Source organism: Streptomyces sp. KM273126 (assembly GCF_004337435.2).
Taxonomy (GTDB): Bacteria; Actinomycetota; Actinomycetes; order Streptomycetales; family Streptomycetaceae; genus Streptomyces; species Streptomyces acidicola.
The window spans coordinates 3867499-3889881 of record NZ_SJXB02000001.1 but is presented as its reverse complement, the minus strand read 5'-3'; the positions used below and the strand labels follow the sequence as shown (position 1 = coordinate 3889881).

Here is a 22383-nt window from a genome sequence, read left to right as displayed (position 1 = left end):
TCATGTGGCGGAGCCAGCTGTCCTGTGGCGTCGTGCGGTGAGTGGGGGTACCTCCCACGCCCTTGAGGCAGTGGGGGAGCGTGCCGGTTGTCGGGGCGCAGGCGGGGAACTCAGAACAGGCCCTAGGGCCGCGTCTGGCGGGGAGCTTGCCGCCCCGGTACGAATGCACCTCCCGCGTACGGAGCGGCAAGCAGTGCGGCAAGCCCGCCTCAGCAGTCCCGGAGCTCCGGTGACTGGTTCAGCAGCTGGTTGCGCACGGAGGTGAAGCGAGCCAGCGTGTCGTCCACTGAGGGGTCCAGCGGAAACACGGCCACCCGGTGGCAGTTCTGGAAGGCCAATCGCACACCGAAGTGCCGTTGCAGCGCGCCGCGTATCGCGTCGCTCGCGAGCGCACGCAGCAGCTGGCCACGTGCCTGCTCGTCCGGCGGGGGCGTCTGGTTGTCGGCGAACTCGCCGCCGTCGACCTTCAGCTGGGCCACCAGGGAACTGATCATCTCCCATGCGTAGGGCAGGGAGGTCCGGACGCAGTCGACGAAGGCGGCTTCGTCGACCTCGCCTCGCTCGGCCTGTTCGAGTAGGGCCGGTGAGACGTCGAGCGACATGGGTTCTCCTCTCGCACCCCCGCCGGGCGGGGGTTGACGGACAGGGAGGGAGTTCGCGATATCAAACACGCTGCGTACACGCACCGCGACCTCCCGTTTATACGTTAAGCACCGGGCGGTGGCCGCACCAGGAGAATGGGGATACGGGGAACTCCCACTACGACCACAATCAGCCATTGCCGCAAACGTGTTGCCTCTGGCACATGCCGATCGACGGCACGCTCCGGGCGCGGGAGGCGCACGCCGGGCGGCATGGGGGTTGACCTGCACTTCCCCGGGGTCACTCAGGTCACTCAAGCGGCTCTGAGGAGGCCGAATCGCGTACGGCGGCGGATGTCGAGTAGCGTTTCCGACCATGCGTCTCGTCATTGCCCGCTGCTCCGTGGACTACGCCGGGCGGCTCACGGCCCATCTCCCCTCAGCCCCCCGTCTGATCCTGGTGAAGGCGGACGGCAGCGTCTCGATCCACGCGGACGACCGGGCCTACAAGCCCCTCAACTGGATGTCCCCGCCCTGCGCGCTGAAGGAGGGCGAGGGAGACGGTGAAGGCAAGGCGGGCGTCTGGACCGTCACCAACAAGGCGGGCGAGAAGCTCATCATCACCATGGAGGAGGTCCTCCACGACTCCTCGCACGATCTGGGCGTGGACCCGGGCCTGATCAAGGACGGCGTGGAAGCGCACCTCCAGGAGCTGCTCGCCGACCGTATCGAGACCCTGGGCGAGGGCTACACGCTCATCCGCCGCGAGTACATGACCGCCATCGGCCCCGTCGACATCCTGTGCCGGGACGCCGACGGGCAGACCGTGGCCGTGGAGATCAAGCGGCGCGGCGAGATCGACGGCGTGGAGCAACTCACGCGGTACCTGGAGCTGTTGAACCGCGACCCGCATCTCGCTCCCGTACGCGGCATCTTCGCGGCCCAGGAGATCAAGCCCCAGGCCCGGGTCCTCGCCACCGACCGCGGCATCGGCTGCACGGTCCTGGACTACAACGCGCTCCGCGGCATCGAGGACGACAAGCTGCGGCTGTTCTGAGCGGCGACGCACCTCGGGGCCTTCTGACGGGTCTCCGTGGAAGAAGGAGCGGCGTTCGGTGCGTGCTCTCGGCGTGCGGCGCCGAGGGTCATGTGGCGAAGCCACCCGTCCCTGCGCGCCGTGCGGCGAATGGGGGTACCTCCCACGCCCTCAAGGCAGTGGGGGAGCGTGCCGGGCGTCGCGACGCCGCGGAGATCCGTCAGAAGCCCCCGAGGGCCGGGTCCGCTGTCGGACCCGGCCCTCGGTCGTTCGTCAGATCACCGACGCGTCGCTCTCCGTTCCGCCCGGCGAGCCGGGGGCGCTGCTGTCCGGGGCGCTCGCGGAGCTGCTGGTCTCCGCCGGCCGGCTGGACGCGGGGCCGCTGGCCGAGGTGCTGGTCTGCGGCGGGGGGTCCGACGACTCCGACTGGCTGGGCGTCGGGCCCGGTGACGTCGGAGAGCCGCTGGGCGACTCCGACTCCGGCTCCGATTCGGACGGCGTGGGCGACGGCGGCTTGGTCGGCGACTTCGTGGGCGACTTGGACGGGGACTTCGTCGGCTTGTCCGGCCCGCCCGTCTCACTCGGTTCGTCCGACGGCGAGCCGCTCCGCGTGGGCGTCGGGTCGTCCGCTGTGCCGAGGGTCCCGTCCGGGCCCGGGTCCGTGGGCTCGGACACGGCGCCCGGGTCGTCGCCCGAACCCTTCCTCACGCGGTCCGCGCCCAGCTCGCCGTCGTCGACGCCGGTGCCGGCCGACGGGTTGACGCCGACCTGCTCGGCCGGGGGATCGTCGCTGTTGCCGGAGGTCGCCCCCAGGGTCACCACCGTGCCGAGCACGGCCGCGAGCAGCGCGCCCGCGCCGGCGGCCACCAGGTTGCGCCGGGCACCGCTGACCAGGCGGCCCTTGACGCCGCCCTTGCCGGCGGGACCGGCTCCCGCCTGGTTCGTGACCAGTGTCGAGGTGTCGCCGGGTGTCCGGGGCGGGCCGCCGTACCCGGAGACGAAGCCGGAGGGCACGCCGCCAGGAGGCGCCGCCGACTCCTCGTGCCGGGCGTCCGGCACCTCCTCCCCCGCCGCCGTACGCCCCCCGGGCGGGGTCGCCCCGGAGCGGTCGGCGACCAGCGCCAGCGCGCGCCGGCCTGCGACCGTGCCGCGCTTGTCGGCGAGGGCACCGCGCAGCCCGATGGACGCCTCCAGCTCGGCGCGGGCCCGGTCGAGCTGCCCGGAGCAGAGCGCGAGGACGCCCAACTCATGGTGGAAGTAGGCCTGATCGCCGACCTCGCCGGTGAGCCGGGCCGCCTCGGCGCCAGACCGCAGCGCCCGCTCCCAGACGCCCCACTGCAAGGCGGCGGCGAACGCGGGCGCGGCCTGCCGGGCCAGCCGTACGGCGGCGCTCTCCTCGTCCTCGCCGGGGGGTGAGGTCGAGAGCCGCGGGGAGAGCGGTACGACGGCGGTCAGCGCGGCGAGCACGGCGTCCGCCTCTGCCGCGACCCGCTCGGGCGTGACCGAGGGGTGCCCGGCCCACCAGGCGTAGTGCTGGGCGGCGGTCTCGGCCCGCTCACCCGCGTCGTCCGCGTACCCGGCGACCTCCAGCTGGGTCTGCACCCCGGCCGCGAGCCGGTAGCGCGAGCCGACCGGGGTCACCAGGGCGCAGCCCACCAGTTCGGCGAGGGCGGCGTCCGCGTGGGTGTCCCCCACCAGCGCGGGCAGATGGGCCTGGTGCGGCACCTCGCCGCCGAGCGCGACCGCGAACCGCAGCGTGGCGCGCGCCGACTCGCTCAGCCGGGACGCGAGCAGAGCGGCGGGTGCGGCGCCCTCGGCGAGGGACGGCAGCGGTACGTCGTGGCCGTCCCCGGCGTCGAAGGGCGCGTCGACCGGGGCCTCCTGGAAGACACCGAACTCGTCGAAGGCGTCCGCGTCGCCGCGCAGCCGGTCCCGCTGCCGCAGCAGCGCACCGGACTGCATGAACCGCAGCGGCAGGCCCTCGGACTCGAACCAGAGGTCGCCCGCCCAGTTCGACTCCTCCTCGGTGAGGACGCGGCCGACGGCGCGCTCCAGCAGCTCCAGGCCGCCGGCACGGTCGAGCCCGCCCAGGAACATCTCTTCGAGGGGTGAGTCGGCGGACGGCGCGGGGACGTCGGGAGTGACGGCGAGCAGGAAGGCGCACTCGGGGGTCGCGTCGAGCAGCTCGTCGAGCGCGCTGCCGCCGAACTCCAGGTCGTCGAGGACGACGACCGCGCCGATCTCCCGGACGAGGTCCAGGAGTTGCTCCTGGTCCGGGCGGTGCAGCGGCGCCTTGTAGACGGTGGTGAACAGGTCGTGGAGCAGCTCGCCGCTCGTGCGCCGGTATCCGGAGAGGCGGACGACACCGTCCGGGGCGAGGTCCCCGCAGTCCTCGGCGACGAGGTCGAGGAGCGCCGTGCGGCCCGAACCGGAGTGACCGGTGAGGCGGACGGACCGGCCGCGTGCGAGGAGCCGTACGAGCCGTTCACGCTCGGTGTCGCGCTCCAGGAGCGGCGGCCGGGGCGGTGGGGGTCCCCGCTCGTGGGGGGACCCCCGCTCGAGCGAAGTCGAGAGTGGGGGAGAAGCCGAGAGTGGGGGAGGGTCCCGGCGGGACGGGCGGCCGTGCGGCGCGATCGATCTCGGCCCGCTCGGCCGCCGGGTGCTTCTCGGGCCGGCCGGGGCGCTCCCGCGGCGGGCAGTTCTCCACCTCGCTGCCGTCGATGGGATTGACGGTGAGCAGACAGTCGCCCGAGACGAGCTGGACGGTGCGGGCGAGCGCCGGAGCAGGCTGGCCGAAATCCGGCGTCAGGGAGTCGCGTGGCGGCCGCGGACGCGGCGCCCGGTCTCCGTCGTCATGGCGGTGCTCTTCGGGTCCCCGGTTCATCGGGTCCATCGGTCTTTGCCCCCCAAGAAGCGTGGTGTGCCTGGGTCCTGTCCCCGGACTCCCGCGCACCGCGCTGTCGCTTCTGGTCCGGTGCCCGCTCCGGGGTCGTCAGGGCGGCGGGCAGCCGAACCCTAAACCTTTGCACAGTATCCACGGAATGCCAGGGTCCCGTGCTGTCCGAGACGTCACAGTCTCGTGAGGATTGCGCGTGTGGCGCCTTTCGCCCCGGGGACGTCCGGGTGCTGCCCGTCCACCGGGTCACACATGAGTCCGTACGCGCATTCCCGCACGTCCGTTCACTTCCGAGCCGTCCTGTTCAGTGGCGTACCGATTCGCCCCGGTCGTGGTCCGGTGTCACACGCGGGGCAGCGACTCCACTCCGATGCCGCCCTCGATGGCCAGGATCCGGTGCAGCCGGGTGGCCACCAGCAGGCGTTGCATTTGCGGAGGCACCTCACGCAGCACCAGCCGCCGTCCACACCGCCCCGCGCGCCGGTGGACCCCCATGATCACGCCGAGTCCCGTGGCGTCCCACGAGTCCAGCCCTGACAGGTCGAGCACCAGATCACCGACTCCGTCGTCGATGGCCGAGTGCAGGACCGTACGGGCGTCCGCCGCGCTGCGTACGTCGAGGCGGCCCCCGACGACCAGCTCGGCGTGGTCGCCCCTGATGTACATATGCGCTCCCCGAGAGTGCGTCTTTCGTACGCCGGTCGTTTCTGATTGATGCAACTTCTGACGGTTCGGGAACCCCGGAAGTTGCCGTCTGTAAGCGAACCGATACCGAATTCACCCCAACGGGTGATACCCGTGGGGCTCGTGCGGTTCCCGTGACGTCAGTGTGTGTAGAACCCCTGCCCGCTCTTCCGGCCGATGTCACCCGCGTCAACCATCCGGCGCATCAACTCGGGCGGAGCGAACTTCTCGTCCTGGGACTCGGTGTAGATGTTGCTGGTCGCGTGCAGCAGGATGTCGACTCCGGTGAGGTCGGCCGTGGCGAGGGGTCCCATCGCGTGGCCGAAGCCCAACTTGCAGGCGAGGTCGATGTCCTCGGCGGTGGCCACGCCCGACTCGTACAGCTTCGCGGCCTCGACGACGAGGGCCGAGATGAGCCGGGTGGTGACAAAACCGGCCACGTCGCGGTTGACGACGATGCACGTCTTGCCGACGGACTCGGCGAACTCCCGTGCGGTGGCGAGGGTCTCGTCGCTGGTCTTGTAGCCGCGGACGAGTTCGCAGAGCTGCATCATCGGGACCGGCGAGAAGAAGTGCGCACCGACGACCCGTTCGGGGCGCTCGGTCACCGCCGCGATCTTGGTGATCGGGATGGCGGAGGTGTTGGAGGCGAGCACGGCCCCGTCACGCACGAGCTTGTCGAGCGCGCGGAAGATCTCGTGCTTGACCTCCAGCTTCTCGAAGACGGCCTCGACGACGATGTCGGCGTCACCGACGGCGTCCAGGTCGGTGGTCGCGGTGATACGGCCCAGGGCGGCCTCGGCGTCCGCGGCGTCCAGCTTCCCCTTGCTCACGAACTTGTCGTACGACGCCTTGATGCCGTCGGTGCCACGGGTGAGCGCCTCGTCGGTGACGTCACGCAGGACGACGTCCCAGCCCGCCTGGGCGGAGACCTGGGCGATACCGGACCCCATGAGACCGGCTCCGATGACGGCGAGCTTCCGTGTCACTGCGCGACTCCCCTGCTGACCCTGACTGACACGCTTTTATGTTTGCCTCTCGGGCGGACACTAGCGCTCGTGAGGCGCTGTGTGACCGGTTAGTAACGCGTGTCACTGTCTCAGGGGGTGAGATGGCTGTCACGATTCGGCCGACGGGTCCCGCCGAGGCGGCCCGAGTGCCGATTCCTCCCGAATTCAGGGCCAGTCGAGGGCCGTACGGCGTCGGCGAACGCCATAGGGTCACCCCGCGCCCCGTACCGCATAGTTGAGCACCTTCTCGCTCAACAGGCCCTCCATGTCGTCCGGAAGCCCGAGCACCTCGCGGGACACTTCGTCCGGTTTGCGCCCCGTGCCGTGACCATCTCGCCTGCGGTACTCGCCGGCGATGGTGGTCGCCGCACCCCAGCAGTTCGGTGCGACGATCAATGCCGTCGCCATGCCGTCCGTGCTCCTGCGACGCGGGACGCGTACGTGGGCCCGTACACGACGGCGTCCATGCTGTACGGGGTGCCGGTCGCCCTGGGGCTCACGGCGCCGGCCGTGACGGTGGGGACACGGGTGTTCCGGACGGCCGGGCCTGATTAGGCTGGTCACATGGTCAATCTGACGCGCATCTACACGAGGACCGGCGACCAGGGCACCACGAACCTCGGTGACATGAGCCGGGTGCCCAAGACCGACCTGCGCATCGCCGCCTACGCCGACGCCAACGAGGCGAACGCGGCGATCGGCACGGCGATCGCGCTGGGCGGCCTGGCCGAGGAGGTCGTCAAGGTCCTGACCCGCGTGCAGAACGATCTCTTCGACGTCGGTGCCGACCTGTCCACCCCCGTCGCCGAGAACCCGAAGTTTCCGCCGCTGCGGGTCGAGCAGTTCTACATCGACAAGCTGGAGGCGGACTGCGACCGCTTCCTCGCCGAGCTGGAGAAGCTCCGCTCCTTCATCCTCCCCGGCGGCACACCCGGCGCGGCCCTGCTGCACCAGGCGTGCACGGTGGTACGGCGGGCCGAGCGCTCGACGTGGGCGGCGCTGGAGGTTCACGGGGACACCATGAACCCGCTCACCGCGACCTACCTCAACCGCCTCTCGGACCTGCTGTTCATCCTGGCCAGGACGGCGAACAAGGAGGTCGGGGACGTGCTGTGGGTGCCGGGCGGGGAGCGCTGAGGCGCTAACGGCCCCCGGCAGGCGCGCGCACCGACTGGTACAGGCCCATCACCACCTGCGCGCCCCCGACGCACATCATCACCACTCCGACCTTCGTCAAGGTGACGACCGGAACCTCCACGTCCTCCGTGAACAGCCACAGCGCCAAACCGACGACGCCGGTGACGACCCCCTCCAGCAGGTTCTTCGACGCCCTGGTCATGAACGGGCACTCTCCTTTTCCGCCGTGAGCCGGTGCGCCTCGCCGGTCCCGCCCCCCGGGTCCTTCCTCGGCCAGATCGTGTACGACAGGGCGATCAGTCCATAGATGACGACCGTGCGTACCGCCACCCCCTGGAAGGCGCGCAGCGAGCTGACGTCGCCGGAGTCGCCGACGTACCAGACGGCGAGTTCGAGGAGCGCCAGCGCCACCGCGCCCCCGAGCACCGCCCTCAGCCACAGCTTCGCCTCGTGGCGGGCGCGGGCACGGCCGTAGCGCGGCGGCTTGGGCGGGGGCGGGCCGCCGCCCAGGCGATGGGCCGCGTGGCCGTCGAGCCAGCGGATCGTGTAGTGGCCGAACGCCACCGTGTAGCCGATGTAGAGCGCCGCCAGGCCGTGCTCCCAGCTCGGCTCGGCACCGTTCTTCAGGTCGATCGCCGTCGCGACGAACAGGACCAGCTCCAGCACGGGCTCGCACAACAGCAACACCACGCTCGTACGGCGCCACTTCAGCAGATAGCGCACGGCCAGGCCCAGGGCCAGCAGCGCCCAGAAGCCCACCTCGCAGGCGATGATCAACGCGACGACCACGGTTCGCTCCCTCCTGTCTCCCTTCAAGGCTCCCGGCGGGCCGCGCGGCATTCGTCGTCGGCGATGAGGAAGTCGCGGTACATCGAAAGATGCAGCCCGGGACCCTCCCCCGGGGTCAGGCGCCGGGTCCGTACGCCGTGTTGGATGGGGCCATGGCCGTACGACTCCCCCGCCCGCACCGCTTCGACGTGTACATCGCGGTGTCCGGTCTGCTCGGCGGACTCGCGCTGCTGGCGATCGGACTGGCCATCCGGACGGCCCAGGACCCGGTCGTGCAGTGGGCGGGACCCTGGCCCATCCTGGTACCGCTCGTCGTCATGGCGGGCTGCGAGGTGCTGCGCCGGGCCGCCCCGCGTACGGCGCTGCTGACCGGCACGGCCGCGATCACCCTGGACGCCCTCACCCAGGGCAGCCTGGTCACGGTCCTGATGTTCACCGACCTCATGTACGCGGCCGTCCTGTACGGTCCGCCCGCCTCGGCCCGCCGTATCCCGCGGATCACGGGGCTGCTCGCCGTGATCGGCACCGTGATGCCGTTCGCGATGTGGCGGGTCCCTGAGGCCCTGCTGATCGGCGTGGTCATCGGCATCGTGTCGTTCAGTCCCGCTGCCACCGGCCTGATCGTCCGCAACCACCGTGACGCCGCCGAGGCCGCCCGGCTGCGCGCCGAGCAGACCGCGCTGCTCGCCGAACTGGACCGCGGCCAGGCCGTGGCCTCCGAACGGGCCCGCATGGCACGGGAGTTGCACGACATGGTGGCCAACCACCTGTCCGCGATCGCCATCCACTCCACGGCCGCGCTCTCCCTCGACGACCCGGACACCTCCCGGCAGGCCCTCGGCGTCATCCGCGAGAACAGCGTCGCGGGCCTCGCGGAGATGCGGCGGCTGATCGGGATCCTGCGGGACTCCAGCGGCGACACCGAGCCCTCCGCCGCGCCCACGCTCGACGGGCTCGGCGCGCTCGTCGAGGGCGCCCGTGTCAACGGGCTCGACGTCACGCTCGACGCCGCCCCCGCCCAGGTCCCCGCCCCGGTGGAACTCGCGGCGTACCGCATCGTCCAGGAGTCCCTGACCAACGCCCTCAAACACGCCTGCCCCGGCCGGGTCACCGTGACGCTGGCCCGGTTGGACGGTTCCCTCACCGTCGCGGTCACCAGCCCCTTCGGCGACCGCGACAGCCCCCGCGCCCCCGGATCGGGCGCCGGACTGGTCGGCATGCGGGAGCGGACCGCTCTGCTGGGCGGCACCTTCGAGGCCGGCCCCGAGGACTCCCCCGACGGCAAGATCTGGGCCGTGCGGGCCACACTCCCCGTGACCGAAGGAGACCCCCCATGATCCGCGTGCTCGTCGCCGAGGACCAGTCCGCCGTACGTGCCGGGCTCGTGCTCATCCTGCGCAGCGCGTCCGACATCGAGGTGGTCGGCGAGGCCGCCGACGGCGAGCGTGCGGTGGCGCTCGCCCGTGAACTCCGGCCGGATCTGGTGCTGATGGACGTGCAGATGCCGCGCCTCGACGGGGTGTCCGCGACCCGGCAGGTCGTCGCGGAGGGGCTGGCCGACGTGCTCGTGCTGACCACCTTCGACCTCGACGAGTACGTGTTCGGGGCGCTGCGGGCCGGGGCGTCCGGGTTCCTGCTCAAGAACACGGAGGCGAGGGACCTGCTGGAGGCGGTCCGGGCGGTGGGCCGGGGTGAGGGGCTGATCGCCCCGGCGGTCACCCGGCGCCTGATCGCCGAGTTCGCCGCCAAGCCGGTACGGGAGCCCGCGGCCGATCCGTCCGTCCTGAACACGCTCACCCGCCGCGAACGCGAGGTCCTCTCCTGCCTCGGGGAAGGGCTGTCGAACGCCGAGGCGGCGGTACGGCTCGGCATGGCGGAAGCCACCGTGAAAACCCACGTCAGCCGACTGCTCGGGAAGCTGAACCTGCGCAGCCGGGTGCAAGCGGCCGTGCTGGCACAGGAGTTGGGCGTTTAGGGCCCAGGGGCACATCGAGCGGCATACTGGTCCAGACCTCTTGACCGCTGGTCCAGACCTTTCTATTCTCACCGCACTGCGCCACGTCATGCACATGCCCGAAACACCCCACACCCCACACCCCAAGGGGCGCGACGTGACGAGACCGCGAGTGCGCTGAGGCCCGAAGGGTCGAACGCGGTCGCGGTCCCGGCACCGGCTCGGGCGCCCCGCCCACAGGACAAGGAGGCGCGCATGCGCTTCAGGCACAGAGTTGCGGCCGGCTTCGCCACCCTGCTGCTCCCCCTCGCGGGTCTGGTCGGCCTCGCCGCACCGGCCCACGCGGCGGGCGAGGCCACCGCCGGCTACACCAAGACCCAGGACTGGGGCACCGGCTTCGAAGGCAAGTGGACCGTCAAGAACACCGGTACGACCACGATCAGCTCCTGGACCGTCGAGTGGGACTTCCCCTCCGGTACGTCCGTGACCTCGGCCTGGGACGCCGATGTCACCTCCTCCGGCACTCACTGGACCGCCAAGAACAAGTCCTGGAACGGCACCCTCGCTCCAGGCGCCGCCGTCTCCTTCGGTTTCAACGGGAGCGGCTCAGGCTCCCCGGCCAACTGCAAGCTGAACACCGGCAGTTGTGACGGCGGCGGCAGCGTCCCCGGTGACGCGGGACCCTCCGCGCCCGGCACCCCCACCGCCTCGGACGTCACCAACACCTCGGTCAAGCTGTCCTGGTCGGCCGCCACCGACGACAACGGCATCAAGAACTACGACGTCCTGCGCGGCGGCACCAAGGTCGCGACCGTGACCACGACCTCGTACACGGACACCGGCCTCACCGCCGGCACCGACTACTCGTACACCGTGCAGGCCCGCGACACCGCCGACCAGACCGGCCCGGTGAGCGGCGCCGTCGCCGTACGGACCACCGGCGGCACCGATCCCGGCCCCGGCGCCGGCTCGAAGGTCAACCTCGGCTACTTCACCGAGTGGGGCGTCTACGGGCGCAACTACCACGTCAAGAACCTGGTGACCTCGGGCTCCGCCTCGAAGATCACACACATCAACTACGCGTTCGGCAACGTCAAGAACGGCCAGTGCGTCGTCGACGACACCTTCGCCGCCTACGAGAAGGCCTACACCGCCGACCAGTCCGTCAGCGGCACGGCGGACACCTGGGACCAGCCGCTGCGCGGCAACTTCAACCAGCTGCGCCAGTTGAAGGCCAAGTACCCGCACATCAAGGTGCTGTACTCGTTCGGCGGCTGGACCTACTCGGGTGGCTTCGGGCAGGCCGCGCAGAACCCGGCCGCGTTCGCCAAGTCCTGCAAGGCCGTCGTCGAGGACCCGCGCTGGGCCGACGTCTTCGACGGCATCGACATCGACTGGGAGTACCCGAACGCCTGCGGTCTCACCTGCGACACCTCAGGTCCCGCCGCCTTCAAGAACCTCATGCAGGCCCTGCGCACCGAGTTCGGCTCGAACTCCCTGGTCACCGCCGCGATCACCGCGGACGGCTCCTCCGGCGGCAAGATCGACGCGGCCGACTACGGCGGCGCGTCACAGCACCTCGACTGGTACAACGTGATGACGTACGACTACTTCGGCGCCTGGGCGAACACGGGCCCGACCGCCCCGCACTCGCCGCTCACCTCGTACTCCGGCATCCCGACCGTCGGCTTCAACTCCGCCGACGCGATCGCCAAGCTGAAGTCGAAGGGCGTCCCCGCGGCCAAGCTGCTGCTCGGCATCGGCTTCTACGGCCGCGGCTGGACCGGCGTCACCCAGTCCGCGCCCGGCGGCACGGCGACCGGCGCGGCCACAGGAACGTACGAGGCGGGCATCGAGGACTACAAGGTGCTCAAGAACTCCTGCCCGGCCACCGGCACCATCGCGGGCACGGCCTACGCCCACTGCGGCAGCAACTGGTGGAGCTACGACACCCCCGCCACCATCGGCACGAAGATGACCTGGGCCAAGAACCAGGGCCTGGGCGGCGCCTTCTTCTGGGAGTTCAGCGGAGACACCAGCAACGGAGAGCTGGTGAGCGCCATCAACAATGGCCTGAAGTAGTGACCGTAGAGATCACGCAACGTTGACGCTCCCCCGGACTTCGTCCGGGGGAACCCCCACCCAACGAGTCACTGTGGCTTTTCAAGCCACATTGACTCGTTGTCCGGGCGGGGCCGCTTCCAGCCACGCGAGGAAACCGGTCAGCGCGTCCTCGCTCATCGCCAGCTCGAGCCTGGCCCCCCGGTGAAGGCAGGCGAGGATCACGGCGTCGGAGAGCAGAGCGAGTTCCTCCTCGCCCTCGGGAGTGCGGCGCCCGGCCACCTCGATCGCCGAGCGCTCCAGCGTGCGGCGCGGGCGCGGGGAGTACGAGAAGACACGGAACCACTCGATGCGGTCGCCGTTGTAGCGGGCGATGCCGTAGCCCCAGCCCTTGCCGTTCTCCTCGCCCTTCTCGGGTTTCTCCGGAGCGTCCCACCGCAGGCTGCAGTCGAAGGTGCCGCCGGAGCGCTGGATCAGCCGTCGCCTCAGACCGAAGACGAACAGCCCCACCACCACGATCGCGACCACCAGCCCGCACACAGTCAGAGCGAGGACCATCGGCACCGACCTCCTCGTCTCCTAGGTAACGGAACGGAAAAAACTCCCACATTCGCCTCAGCCGCGGCTGGGTCCGGATTGGATGAATCCGGTCCCAGCCGCGGCTGAGGTACAGCATCACATGCGGCGCTTGATCAGCGCGCACCCACCGCACGCAGTCGGACGTCCGCAGCGCGCTCGGCGGAGGTGTCGCCCTCCGCCTTCGCACGCTCGAGCTCCCGCTCCACGTGCTGGACGTCGATCTCGTCCGACAGCTCGGCGATCTCGGCCAGCAGCGACAACTTGTTGTCCGCGTACGAGATGAAACCGCCGTGCACCGCGGCGACGACCGTTCCACCATCACTCGTACGGATGGTCACCGGGCCCGACTCCAGCACACCGAGCAGCGGCTGGTGACCGGGCATGACGCCGATGTCGCCGGACGTGGTGCGCGCGACGACCAGGGTGGCCTCGCCGGACCAGACCTCTCGGTCGGCCGCGACCATCGCGACGTGCAGCTCAGCAGCCAAGGTGGCTCCTCGGGTCACCACCCGGCGGTTCTGCCGGGTGTTGGGTCAATTCTAGATGGCGTACGGAGGGGGACGGGACGCACCCCATGAGGTACGGTCCGTCCCCCTCACGCACAGAGGTACTGCTCGTCGGAGCCCGGCGTCAGGAAACGCCGAGTTCCTTCGCGTTCTTCTTCAGGTCCTCGATACCACCGCACATGAAGAACGCCTGCTCCGGGAAGTGGTCGTACTCACCGTCGATGATCGCGTTGAACGCGGTGATCGACTCGTCCAGCGGCACGTCCGACCCGTCGACGCCGGTGAACTGCTTGGCGACGTGGGTGTTCTGGGACAGGAAGCGCTCCACGCGACGGGCACGGTGGACGACGAGCTTGTCCTCCTCGCCGAGCTCGTCGATACCGAGGATCGCGATGATGTCCTGCAGGTCCTTGTACTTCTGCAGGACGTTCTTCACGCGCATCGCGGCGTTGTAGTGGTCCGCCGCGATGTACCGCGGGTCGAGGATGCGGGACGTCGAGTCCAGCGGGTCCACGGCCGGGTAGATGCCCTTCTCGGAGATCGGACGGGACAGCACCGTCGTCGCGTCGAGGTGGGCGAAGGTGGTGGCCGGGGCCGGGTCGGTCAGGTCGTCCGCGGGGACGTAGATCGCCTGCATCGAGGTGATCGAGTGACCACGGGTCGAGGTGATGCGCTCCTGGAGGAGACCCATCTCGTCGGCCAGGTTCGGCTGGTAGCCCACCGCGGAGGGCATACGGCCGAGCAGGGTCGACACCTCGGAACCGGCCTGGGTGAAGCGGAAGATGTTGTCGATGAAGAACAGCACGTCCTGCTTCTGCACATCGCGGAAGTACTCCGCCATGGTCAGACCGGCGAGGGCGACGCGCAGACGGGTGCCCGGCGGCTCGTCCATCTGACCGAAGACCAGCGCGGTCTTGTCGATGACGCCGGACTCGCTCATCTCGTCGATGAGGTCGTTGCCCTCACGGGTGCGCTCACCGACACCGGCGAACACCGACACACCGTCGTGGTTGTTGGCGACGCGGTAGATCATCTCCTGGATGAGCACCGTCTTGCCGACGCCGGCGCCGCCGAACAGACCGATCTTGCCGCCCTTGACGTACGGGGTCAGCAGGTCGATGACCTTGACGCCGGTCTCGAACATCTCGGTCTTCGACTCGAGCTCGTCGAAGTTCGGGGCCTTGCGGTGGATGGTCCAGCGCTCGCCCTCGTAGGTCTCGTCGACGTTCAGTACCTCACCGAGGGTGTTGAACACCTTGCCCTTGGTGAAGTCGCCGACCGGGACGGTGATGCCCGTACCGGTGTCGACGACCGGGGCCTGGCGGACCAGACCGTCGGTGGGCTGCATGGAGATCGTGCGGACCAGGCCGTCACCCAGGTGCTGGGCGACCTCCAGGGTCAGCGTCTTCTTCGCACCGTCCTGCGCCGGGTCGTTGACCTCGACGTGCAGGGCGTTGTAGATGTCGGGCATCGCGTCGACGGGGAACTCCACGTCGACGACCGGGCCGATGACCCGGGCGACGCGGCCCGTAGCCGTGGCCGTCTCAACTGTGGTCGTCATTACTTGTCACTCCCCGCGGTCGCGTCGGCCAGGGCTGCGGAGCCTCCGACGATCTCGCTGATTTCCTGGGTGATTTCGGCCTGGCGGGCCGCGTTGGCAAGGCGGGAGAGCGTGTTGATCAGCTCGCCCGCGTTGTCGGTGGCCGACTTCATCGCACGACGGGTGGCGGCGTGCTTGGAAGCGGCCGACTGCAGCAGCGCGTTGTAGATCCGGCTCTCGACGTAGCGCGGCAGCAGGGCGTCGAGGACGTCCTCCGCCGACGGCTCGAAGTCGTACAGCGGCAGGATCTCGCCCTTGGCGGTCGACTCCTGCGCGACCTCGTCGAGGCTGAGCGGAAGCAGTCGGGCCTCGACCGCGTTCTGCGTCATCATCGAGACGAACTCGGTGTAGACGATGTGGAGTTCGTCCACGCCGCCGTCCGCCGTCTCCTGCTCGATGGCCTCGATCAGCGGCGCCGCGACCTTCTTGGCGTCCGCGTACGCAGGCTCGTCGGTGAAGCCGGTCCACTGGTCCGTGATCTTGCGCTCACGGAAGTTGTAGTGGGCCACACCACGCCGGCCGACGATGTACACGTCGACCTGCTTGCCCTCGGCCTCCAGGCGCGCCGTCAGCTTCTCCGCCGCCTTGATGGCGTTGGAGTTGAAGGCGCCGGCCAGGCCGCGGTCGCTCGTCAGGAGCAGCACCGCGGACCGGGTGACCGTCTCGGCCTGGGTGGTCAGCGGGTGCTTGGTGTTCGAACCGGTGCCGACCGCCGTGACCGCGCGGGTCAGTTCCTGCGCGTACGGGGTGGAGGCCGCCACCTTGCGCTGCGCCTTGACGACGCGCGAGGCGGCGATCATCTCCATCGCCTTGGTGATCTTCTTGGTCGCGGTGACGGATCGGATGCGACGCTTGTAGACCCGGAGCTGGGCTCCCATGAGTCAGGTCCTTCCTTACGTCACTTGGCGGCGGCCGGGGCGTCCTCGCCGAGCAGCTTGCCGTCCGAGGTCTCGAACTGCTTCTTGAACTCGACGATCGCGTCGCCGACAGCGGTGAGGGTGTCGTCCGACATCTTGCCGCCCTCCTTGATGGAGGTCATGAGTCCCTGCTCCTTGCGGTGCAGGAACTCCAGCAGCTCCTTCTCGAAGCGGCGGATGTCGGCGACCGGCACCTCGTCCATCTTGCCGGTGGTGCCGGCCCACACGGAGACGACCTGGTCCTCGGTGGCCATCGGCTCGTACTGGTTCTGCTTCAGCAGCTCGACCATGCGCTGACCGCGCTCCAGCTGCGCCTTGGACGCGGCGTCCAGGTCGGAACCGAAGGCGGCGAACGCCTCCAGCTCACGGAACTGGGCGAGGTCCACGCGCAGACGGCCGGAGACCTGCTTCATCGCCTTGTGCTGGGCGGAACCACCGACTCGGGAGACGGAGATACCGACGTTCAGCGCGGGACGCTGACCGGCGTTGAAGAGGTCCGACTCCAGGAAGCACTGGCCGTCGGTGATGGAGATGACGTTGGTCGGGATGAACGCCGAGACGTCGTTGGCCTTGGTCTCGACGATCGGCAGACCCGTCATCGAGCCCTTGCCCATGTCGTCGGAGAGCTTCGCGCAGCGCTCCAGCAGCCGGGAGTGCAGGTAGAAGACGTCACCGGGGTAGGCCTCGCGGCCCGGCGGGCGGCGCAGCAGCAGGGACACGGCGCGGTAGGCGTCGGCCTGCTTCGAGAGGTCGTCGAAGATGATGAGGACGTGCTTGCCCTCGTACATCCACTGCTGGCCGATGGCCGAGCCGGTGTACGGCGCGAGGTACTTGAAGCCGGCCGGGTCGGACGCCGGGGCGGCGACGATGGTCGTGTACTCCAGCGCGCCGTTCTCCTCCAGCGCGCGGCGGACCGACGCGATGGTCGAGCCCTTCTGGCCGACGGCGACGTAGATGCAGCGGACCTGCTTGTTCACGTCGCCCGAGCGCCAGTTGTCGCGCTGGTTGATGATCGTGTCGACGGCCAGGGCGGTCTTGCCGGTCTGACGGTCACCGATGATCAGCTGGCGCTGACCACGGCCGATCGGGGTCATCGCGTCGACGGCCTTGTAGCCGGTCTCCATCGGCTCGTGCACCGACTTGCGCTGCATGACCGTGGGGGCCTGCAGCTCAAGGGCGCGACGGCCGGTGGTCTCGATCTCGCCGAGGCCGTCGATCGCGTTGCCGAGGGGGTCGACCACGCGGCCGAGGTAGCCGTCGCCGACCGGGACGGACAGCACCTCGCCGGTACGGGAGACCGGCTGCCCCTCCTCGATGCCGCTGAACTCACCGAGGACGATGGCGCCGATCTCGCGCTCTTCCAGGTTCAGCGCGAGGCCGAGGGTGCCGTCCTCGAACTTCAGCAGTTCGTTGGCCATGGCCGAGGGAAGACCCTCGACCTTCGCGATGCCGTCGCCGGCAAGGGTGACCGTACCGACCTCCTCGCGCGAGGCCGCGTCCGGCTTGTACGACTGGACGAAGTTCTCCAGCGCGTCCCGGATCTCCTCCGGCCGGATCGTGAGCTCCGCCATCTGGGTTCCCTGCTCTCCTTGTTGGGCCCGAAGTTTCACTTTGGGGGTCTGGGGGCGACCCCCAGGATTCTTCTGCACGGCCCAACCAGGGCCGTAATAAGTACGTACTGCTCTTGAGTTGCCGCGTTGCCGCTAGCTCGCCATGCGGCGGCCGGCGTCATCCAGCCGGTCCGCGATGGAGCCGTTGATGACCTCGTCACCGACCTGCACCCGGATTCCGCCGAGGACCTCGGGGTCCACGTCGATGTTCAGGTGCATCTGGCGGCCGTAGAGCTTCGCGAGGGCGGCGCCCAGGCGCTGCTTCTGCGGGTCGCTCAGCGGAACCGCGGAGGTGACGGTGGCCACCAGTCGGTCCCGGCGCTCGGCGGCGAGCTTGGACAGGGATTCGAGTCCCGCCTCCAGGCTACGTCCACGCGGAGCGGTCACCAGGCGCGTCACCAGACGCTCGGTCGCCACGTTGGCGCGACCACCGAGCAGGCTGCGCAGCAGCTCGCTCTTGGCCTGAGCGTTCGCGGACCGGTTGGTCAGGGCGGCCCGCAGCTCGGTGCTCGAAGAGACGATCCGGCCGAACCGGAACAGCTCGTCCTCGACATCGTCGAGCGCGCCCGCCTTCTGGGCCGCGGTGAGATCGGCCGTGTCGGCCAGCTCCTCCAGCGCGTCCACCAGGTCACGCGACTGCGACCAGCGGGAGCGCACGGTGCCGGCCACCAGGTCGGACGTGGCGCCGCTGACCTGACCGCTGAAGATGCGTCCGGACAGGTCGGCCTTGGCGTCAGCGGCCTGCGCCGGGTCGGTGAGGACCCGACGCAAGCTGACCTCGCGGTCGAGCAGCGCGGTGACGGCGGCCAGCTCGTCGGCGAGCTGCGCCGCGTCCACGGACGTGGAGTCCGTCAGCGCGTCGAGACGCTCACGTGCGGCTGCCAGTGCCTCGCGGCTCGCTCCGTTCATCGCGCGGCCTCGGCCTTCGAAGCGGCGTCGTCCAGCCCGTCGAGGAAGCGGTCGATCACACGGCTCTGCCGGGCGTGGTCCTCAAGGGACTCGCCGACGAGCTTGCCGGCCAGTTCGGTGGCGAGCTTGCCGACGTCCTGGCGCAGCGCGGACGCGGCGGCCTTGCGGTCGGCCTCGATCTGGGAGTGGCCGGCGGCGATGATCTCCTCACGCTGCCGCTGGCCTTCCGCGCGCATCTCGGCGATGAGCGTGGCGCCCTGCTCCTGCGCCTCCTGGCGCAGACGCGCGGCCTCGTGCCGGGCCTCGGCGAGCTGAGCCTTGTACTGCTCAAGCACGCTCTGGGCCTCGACCTTCATGGCGTCGGCCTCTTCGATACCGCCCTCGATCGCCGCGCGGCGCTCTTCCAGAACCTTGTTGATGTTCGGGAGCAGCTTCTTCCAGAAGAAGAAGAACACGATGGCGAAGGCGATGGTGCCCACGAGCAGCTCGGGGCCCGGCGGGACAAGCGGGTTCTGCTTCTCCTCGGCCGCCAGCTGTACCAGGTTGGCGATCACATCAGTGCCTTCCGTTGAAAGGTTCGCTCATCACTGTCCGTAGACGAACGGCATGACGATGCCGATGAGGGCGAGCGCCTCACAGAACGCGAAGCCCAGGATCTGGTTGGCGCGGATCAGACCGGCGGCCTCGGGCTGGCGGGCCAGGGCCTGGGTGCCGTTACCGAAGATGATGCCGACGCCGACGCCGGGGCCGATGGCGGCGAGGCCGTAGCCGATGGAGCCGAGCGAGCCGGAGACGGCGGCGAGGGTCTCAGTGGCAGCCATGCTGAATCTTCCTTCTCTTTACGGACCGGTGGGAGTTGGCCACCGGACGATCAGGGGGTGGGTGGGGTGCTCAGTGGTGCTCGGCGAGAGCGCCCTGAATGTACGAGCAGGCGAGGAGCACGAAGACGTACGCCTGGACGGCCTGCACGAAAAGCTCGAAGACGATCATGACCATGGTCATGATGAAGGAGACACCGGCGGCCGGGATCAGCCAGCTGTTCAGCAGGTACCAGGAGGCGACCGTGAACATCACCAGCATCAGGTGACCGGCGAACATGTTCGCGAAGAGCCGGACCGCGTGCGTGAAGGGGCGGACCAGCAGGTTCGAGAAGAACTCGATGAACATCACGAGCGGGAGAACCCCGCCGAGTTCCTTGTCGTAGCCGGTGACGTTCTTGAAGAAGCCGACGAAACCGTGCCGCTTGAAGGTCACCGTGACCCACACCACGTACACGATGCCGGCCAGCACAAACGGGTACGCGATGATCGAGGACACCGGGAACTGGGCCAGCGGGATCACGGACCAGATGTTCATGATCCAGATGAAGAAGAACAGCGAGACCATCAGGGGGACGAACTTCTCGCCCTCCTTCTTGCCGAGGGTCTCGTAGACGATGCCGCGGCGTACGAAGTCGTAGCCGGCCTCGCCGATCATCTGGAGCTTGCCCGGCACCACCTTCGCCTTGCCGAAGGCGAGGGTGAAGAAGGTGACCACCAGGAGGGTCGTGATGAGCGCGAGCAGCATCACCTTGTTGAACTCGAAGCCACCGACTGTGGCGATCGGCTTGAAGAGGAACGAGTGCAGGCCCGGAGCCGGGAAGCCGCAGCCGTTGTCGGACATGACCCGGCAGCTCCAGTCAAAGGCGAGCTGGGTCTGGTCAGCACTCACCGCGGACTCCTTCGACGTGACGCATGGGTACGGCAACCTCGTTGTGTCGGCGCGGCGCGCAGCCGCGGATCGGCACCGGACTGGTGTTACGGATGTGGGGGCGGCTGGGGGGCATCAAGCCTCGCGATTGAGCAGGCGTCAGCTCAGATGCCCGCGCCCGCGATGCCGCAGTTGGCACCGGACGATAGCAGGACTTCGCACACACACTTATACCGGCCCTACCTCTCACGACGAGTGCCCCGATTTTTCGGGCTTGCTGCCCGCGGAGGAATCGGGTTCGACGTAGAGGATCTTGGCCTTCATATGAGCCCGCGTCTGGGCGGCGATCCACACGAGGGTGGTGCCGATGAGCGTGAACGCGAAGGCCCTGGGATGGAACAGCGTGGTGTTCTTGAACACCGACAGGAAAATGAACAGCAGCAGGATCTGGGCCGCGTAGAGCATCAGACCCATCATCTGGAACAGCTGCGGAAGCGATTTGGCAGTGCGCTGCAGAACGTAGAGCCCGATTCCCATGAAGAGCATCGTGAGCACCGCCGCCACGACGGCCCCGATCGCGCCCTTGCCGCCGACGACCACACCGCTGACGACGGCAGCGATCGCGCCCGCGGCAGCCGTGGGTACGGCGGCCTGCAGCAGGATCCGGACGTCATTGGACGGCATGGCGGCAACTCCGCTCAGTAAAGGGGGGCAGGTGTCGTCATGGACGAGCGTAGTCCCGGGGCGAGAGGGAGAATCCCCCGCCTGGGACCGTCGCACTGCGGCCCCGCGGCTGTGTCCCCGGTTCTCGTGAACCGTATCACAAACTATTTGATGAGGTCTTTACCTGGTGGGTGGGCCAGCTGTCACACATGAGAGTGAAGCTGCGCGTCTGTGCAAAAACCGCGCCCACTTGTCTGGTATTAGGGCGCTTTGCGCCCAGGGCGCTGAGTCAAGAGTTAGTCAGATTCTTACCTTCGCGTCAGCGCGAGGTTTGAGCCTTACCTCGGTCCAGCAGGCGCGAACGAGCGCCGAGTGCGGTGGCACCGTTGACGCCGGAGACGCCCACGGCCACCGGAGTGCGCTGGTCGGCCGCCTCCGCGGAGTCCGCGGCCGCGCCGTACGCGGCACTCGACGCGGCCGGTGCCACCGCCGCGGCCTCCTCAGGGCGCCGGCGGCGGTACCGCGGAGGCACGAAGGCCTCGGCCCAGCGCGGGGCGCGCGGCGTGAAGCGGGGCAGCAGGAGCAGCACCAGCCCGACGAAGCTGAGCGCGACCACGCCGAGGACGATCCACATCGAGGCCGAGTTCACCGAGTACGCCAGCGCGCCGAAGGCGATCAGCGCGGACCAGAAGTACATGATCAGCACGGCCCGGCTGTGCGAGTGGCCGATCTCCAGGAGGCGGTGGTGCAGGTGGCCGCGGTCGGCGGCGAACGGGGACTGGCCGCGCCAGGTGCGCCGCACGATCGCCAGCACCAGGTCGGCGGCGGGGATCGCGATGATCGTCAGGGGCAGCAGCAGCGGGATGTAGACGGGGACCGTCTGGTGGACCGTCTCGCGCTCCGAACCCGAGAACAGGTTCATGGCGTCGGGGTCGATCTGCCCGGTGACGGAGATGGCACCCGCGGCCAGGACGAGCCCGATGAGCATGGAGCCGGAGTCGCCCATGAAGATCCGCGCGGGATGCATGTTGTGCGGGAGGAAGCCCAGACACATGCCCATGAGGATGGCCGCGAAGAGGGTGGCCGGGGCGGCGGCCTCGATGCCGTAGCTGTACCAGATGCGGTACGCGTACATGAAGAACGCCGCGGACGCGATGCACACCATGCCCGCGGCGAGCCCGTCGAGGCCGTCCACGAAGTTCACGGCGTTGATCGTGATGACGACGAGGGCGACCGTGAGCAGAGTGCTCTGCCACTGGGTCAGCGCGACGTTGCCGACGCCGGGGATGGGCAGCCACAGGATCGTCAGACCCTGCATGACCATGACGCCAGCGGCGATCATCTGGCCACCCAGTTTGATCAGCGCGTCGATCTCGAACTTGTCGTCCAGGACGCCGATGAGCCAGATCAGCGCGGCACCGGAGAGCAGGGCGCGCGGTTCGTTCGAGTTGGAGAAGACCTCGCTGAGGTTGGTCAGGTGGTCGGCGACCAGCAGGCCCGCGCACAGCCCGAAGAACATGGCGATACCGCCGAGCCGGGGCGTGGGTTCTCGGTGGACGTCGCGCGCGCGGATCTCCGGCATGGCACCCGCCACGATCGCGAACTTCCGTACCGGCCCTGTCAGCAGGTACGTCACCGCGGCCGTGATGCAGAGTGTCAGCAGGTATTCACGCACAGGCTTCCCCACAGGTCTCGCTGGCCATGTCAGCCCCACACCCTAGCGACGCATGCATATGGTTGGGGACTTCCGGGTAGCGACGAT

21 protein-coding genes and 3 pseudogenes are annotated in these 22383 nt (G+C 69.2%); 6 read left to right on the top strand and 18 right to left on the bottom strand.

Features of this window, described 5'->3' with window-relative positions; genetic code table 11:
* Nucleotides 1–209: 209 nt before the first annotated feature.
* Entirely contained in the window at nt 210–602 is a 393-nt protein-coding gene (locus tag E0500_RS16845) for an SCO5389 family protein (RefSeq protein ID WP_131559062.1), read from the bottom strand.
* A 355-nt stretch (nt 603–957) separates the two neighbouring features.
* On the opposite strand from E0500_RS16845, the gene nucS reads away from it, so the two are divergent.
* On the top strand, nt 958–1638 hold the full coding sequence (gene nucS / locus E0500_RS16840; RefSeq protein ID WP_131559060.1) for an endonuclease NucS: 681 nt from the start codon (nt 958–960) through the stop codon (nt 1636–1638).
* 252 nt (nt 1639–1890) lie between these two features.
* Here the strand turns inward: nucS and E0500_RS16835 are convergent.
* The 4 genes and pseudogenes from E0500_RS16835 to E0500_RS16820 form a co-directional block, all read right to left on the bottom strand.
* Nucleotides 1891–4510 (bottom strand): annotated as a pseudogene (locus tag E0500_RS16835) (tetratricopeptide repeat protein).
* A gap of 345 nt (nt 4511–4855) precedes the next feature.
* On the bottom strand, nt 4856–5179 hold the full coding sequence (locus tag E0500_RS16830) for an STAS domain-containing protein (RefSeq protein ID WP_131559056.1): 324 nt from the start codon (nt 5177–5179) through the stop codon (nt 4856–4858).
* 158 nt (nt 5180–5337) lie between these two features.
* Nucleotides 5338–6186: a 3-hydroxyacyl-CoA dehydrogenase family protein gene (locus E0500_RS16825; RefSeq protein WP_131559054.1), complete on the bottom strand. Its 849-nt coding sequence runs from the start codon at nt 6184–6186 to the stop codon at nt 5338–5340.
* A gap of 231 nt (nt 6187–6417) precedes the next feature.
* Nucleotides 6418–6525, bottom strand: a pseudogene (locus tag E0500_RS16820) (TetR/AcrR family transcriptional regulator); the annotation flags it as partial.
* A 19-nt stretch (nt 6526–6544) separates the two neighbouring features.
* Here E0500_RS16820 and E0500_RS45420 point away from each other — a divergent pair.
* Nucleotides 6545–6762 (top strand): annotated as a pseudogene (locus E0500_RS45420) (ABC transporter permease); the annotation flags it as partial.
* Between the two features lie 9 nt (nt 6763–6771).
* On the top strand, nt 6772–7344 hold the full coding sequence (locus E0500_RS16815; protein WP_131559052.1) for a cob(I)yrinic acid a,c-diamide adenosyltransferase: 573 nt from the start codon (nt 6772–6774) through the stop codon (nt 7342–7344).
* Between the two features lie 4 nt (nt 7345–7348).
* Here E0500_RS16815 and E0500_RS16810 read toward each other — a convergent pair whose 3' ends face one another.
* Together E0500_RS16810 and E0500_RS16805 are read right to left on the bottom strand one after the other, a co-directional pair.
* The gene (locus E0500_RS16810) at nt 7349–7546 is read right to left on the bottom strand and encodes a DUF5708 family protein (protein ID WP_131559050.1); all 198 of its coding nucleotides are present in this window, start codon (nt 7544–7546) and stop codon (nt 7349–7351) included.
* Entirely contained in the window at nt 7543–8133 is a 591-nt protein-coding gene (locus E0500_RS16805; protein ID WP_131559048.1) for a hypothetical protein, read from the bottom strand. The genes E0500_RS16810 and E0500_RS16805 overlap by 4 nt, the downstream gene beginning before the upstream one ends.
* Nucleotides 8134–8285: 152 nt before the next feature.
* On the opposite strand from E0500_RS16805, the gene E0500_RS16800 reads away from it, so the two are divergent.
* The 3 genes from E0500_RS16800 to E0500_RS16790 all read left to right on the top strand — a co-directional run bounded on the left by E0500_RS16800 (nt 8286) and on the right by E0500_RS16790 (nt 12169).
* A complete protein-coding gene (locus E0500_RS16800) occupies nt 8286–9470 on the top strand; it encodes a sensor histidine kinase (RefSeq protein WP_131559046.1) in 1185 nt (394 codons plus the stop codon).
* Nucleotides 9467–10108, top strand: coding sequence for a response regulator transcription factor (locus tag E0500_RS16795; RefSeq protein WP_131559044.1), 642 nt, complete (start codon nt 9467–9469; stop codon nt 10106–10108). The genes E0500_RS16800 and E0500_RS16795 overlap by 4 nt, the downstream gene beginning before the upstream one ends.
* A 234-nt stretch (nt 10109–10342) precedes the next feature.
* A complete protein-coding gene (locus tag E0500_RS16790; RefSeq protein WP_131559043.1) occupies nt 10343–12169 on the top strand; it encodes a glycoside hydrolase family 18 chitinase in 1827 nt (608 codons plus the stop codon).
* A gap of 81 nt (nt 12170–12250) precedes the next feature.
* Here E0500_RS16790 and E0500_RS16785 read toward each other — a convergent pair whose 3' ends face one another.
* The 11 genes from E0500_RS16785 to E0500_RS16735 all read right to left on the bottom strand — a co-directional run bounded on the left by E0500_RS16785 (nt 12251) and on the right by E0500_RS16735 (nt 22296).
* Entirely contained in the window at nt 12251–12706 is a 456-nt protein-coding gene (locus E0500_RS16785) for a DUF2550 domain-containing protein (protein ID WP_131559041.1), read from the bottom strand.
* Between the two features lie 134 nt (nt 12707–12840).
* Nucleotides 12841–13215: a F0F1 ATP synthase subunit epsilon gene (locus E0500_RS16780; RefSeq protein WP_131559039.1), complete on the bottom strand. Its 375-nt coding sequence runs from the start codon at nt 13213–13215 to the stop codon at nt 12841–12843.
* Nucleotides 13216–13357: 142 nt separating this feature from the next.
* Entirely contained in the window at nt 13358–14794 is a 1437-nt protein-coding gene (atpD, locus tag E0500_RS16775; RefSeq protein WP_131559037.1) for a F0F1 ATP synthase subunit beta, read from the bottom strand.
* On the bottom strand, nt 14794–15711 hold the full coding sequence (locus E0500_RS16770; RefSeq protein WP_131559035.1) for a F0F1 ATP synthase subunit gamma: 918 nt from the start codon (nt 15709–15711) through the stop codon (nt 14794–14796). Before E0500_RS16770 ends, atpD begins: the two co-directional genes overlap by 1 nt.
* A gap of 20 nt (nt 15712–15731) precedes the next feature.
* Complete coding sequence (gene atpA / locus E0500_RS16765) at nt 15732–17321, bottom strand: F0F1 ATP synthase subunit alpha (protein ID WP_131559033.1); 1590 nt, start codon at nt 17319–17321, stop codon at nt 15732–15734.
* 132 nt (nt 17322–17453) lie between these two features.
* Complete coding sequence (locus E0500_RS16760) at nt 17454–18269, bottom strand: F0F1 ATP synthase subunit delta (protein ID WP_131559032.1); 816 nt, start codon at nt 18267–18269, stop codon at nt 17454–17456.
* Nucleotides 18266–18823: a F0F1 ATP synthase subunit B gene (locus tag E0500_RS16755; RefSeq protein WP_131559030.1), complete on the bottom strand. Its 558-nt coding sequence runs from the start codon at nt 18821–18823 to the stop codon at nt 18266–18268. The genes E0500_RS16760 and E0500_RS16755 overlap by 4 nt, the downstream gene beginning before the upstream one ends.
* A gap of 30 nt (nt 18824–18853) precedes the next feature.
* Nucleotides 18854–19090 (bottom strand): ATP synthase F0 subunit C, encoded by a 237-nt coding sequence (atpE, locus tag E0500_RS16750; protein ID WP_131559028.1) that lies wholly within the window; start codon nt 19088–19090, stop codon nt 18854–18856.
* A gap of 70 nt (nt 19091–19160) precedes the next feature.
* The gene (atpB, locus tag E0500_RS16745; RefSeq protein ID WP_131559074.1) at nt 19161–19931 is read right to left on the bottom strand and encodes a F0F1 ATP synthase subunit A; all 771 of its coding nucleotides are present in this window, start codon (nt 19929–19931) and stop codon (nt 19161–19163) included.
* 273 nt (nt 19932–20204) lie between these two features.
* On the bottom strand, nt 20205–20642 hold the full coding sequence (locus tag E0500_RS16740) for a hypothetical protein (RefSeq protein WP_131559026.1): 438 nt from the start codon (nt 20640–20642) through the stop codon (nt 20205–20207).
* A gap of 298 nt (nt 20643–20940) precedes the next feature.
* On the bottom strand, nt 20941–22296 hold the full coding sequence (locus E0500_RS16735) for an MraY family glycosyltransferase (protein WP_131559025.1): 1356 nt from the start codon (nt 22294–22296) through the stop codon (nt 20941–20943).
* Nucleotides 22297–22383 lie beyond the last annotated feature (87 nt).

What these genes read in the sequence shown, in the direction of transcription:
- atpA (WP_131559033.1), bottom strand. Translation starts at nt 17,321, where the DNA reads ATGGCGGAGCTCACGATCCGGCCGGAGGAGATCCGGGACGCGCTGGAG.
- E0500_RS16795 (WP_131559044.1), top strand. Translation starts at nt 9,467, where the DNA reads ATGATCCGCGTGCTCGTCGCCGAGGACCAGTCCGCCGTACGTGCCGGG.
- E0500_RS16790 (WP_131559043.1), top strand. Translation starts at nt 10,343, where the DNA reads ATGCGCTTCAGGCACAGAGTTGCGGCCGGCTTCGCCACCCTGCTGCTC.
- E0500_RS16800 (WP_131559046.1), top strand. Translation starts at nt 8,286, where the DNA reads ATGGCCGTACGACTCCCCCGCCCGCACCGCTTCGACGTGTACATCGCG.
- atpB (WP_131559074.1), bottom strand. Translation starts at nt 19,931, where the DNA reads ATGTCCGACAACGGCTGCGGCTTCCCGGCTCCGGGCCTGCACTCGTTC.
- E0500_RS16760 (WP_131559032.1), bottom strand. Translation starts at nt 18,269, where the DNA reads ATGAACGGAGCGAGCCGCGAGGCACTGGCAGCCGCACGTGAGCGTCTC.
- E0500_RS16845 (WP_131559062.1), bottom strand. Translation starts at nt 602, where the DNA reads ATGTCGCTCGACGTCTCACCGGCCCTACTCGAACAGGCCGAGCGAGGC.
- E0500_RS16815 (WP_131559052.1), top strand. Translation starts at nt 6,772, where the DNA reads ATGGTCAATCTGACGCGCATCTACACGAGGACCGGCGACCAGGGCACC.
- E0500_RS16740 (WP_131559026.1), bottom strand. Translation starts at nt 20,642, where the DNA reads ATGCCGTCCAATGACGTCCGGATCCTGCTGCAGGCCGCCGTACCCACG.
- E0500_RS16830 (WP_131559056.1), bottom strand. Translation starts at nt 5,179, where the DNA reads ATGTACATCAGGGGCGACCACGCCGAGCTGGTCGTCGGGGGCCGCCTC.
- atpE (WP_131559028.1), bottom strand. Translation starts at nt 19,090, where the DNA reads ATGGCTGCCACTGAGACCCTCGCCGCCGTCTCCGGCTCGCTCGGCTCC.
- E0500_RS16770 (WP_131559035.1), bottom strand. Translation starts at nt 15,711, where the DNA reads ATGGGAGCCCAGCTCCGGGTCTACAAGCGTCGCATCCGATCCGTCACC.
- nucS (WP_131559060.1), top strand. Translation starts at nt 958, where the DNA reads ATGCGTCTCGTCATTGCCCGCTGCTCCGTGGACTACGCCGGGCGGCTC.
- E0500_RS16810 (WP_131559050.1), bottom strand. Translation starts at nt 7,546, where the DNA reads ATGACCAGGGCGTCGAAGAACCTGCTGGAGGGGGTCGTCACCGGCGTC.
- E0500_RS16785 (WP_131559041.1), bottom strand. Translation starts at nt 12,706, where the DNA reads ATGGTCCTCGCTCTGACTGTGTGCGGGCTGGTGGTCGCGATCGTGGTG.
- atpD (WP_131559037.1), bottom strand. Translation starts at nt 14,794, where the DNA reads ATGACGACCACAGTTGAGACGGCCACGGCTACGGGCCGCGTCGCCCGG.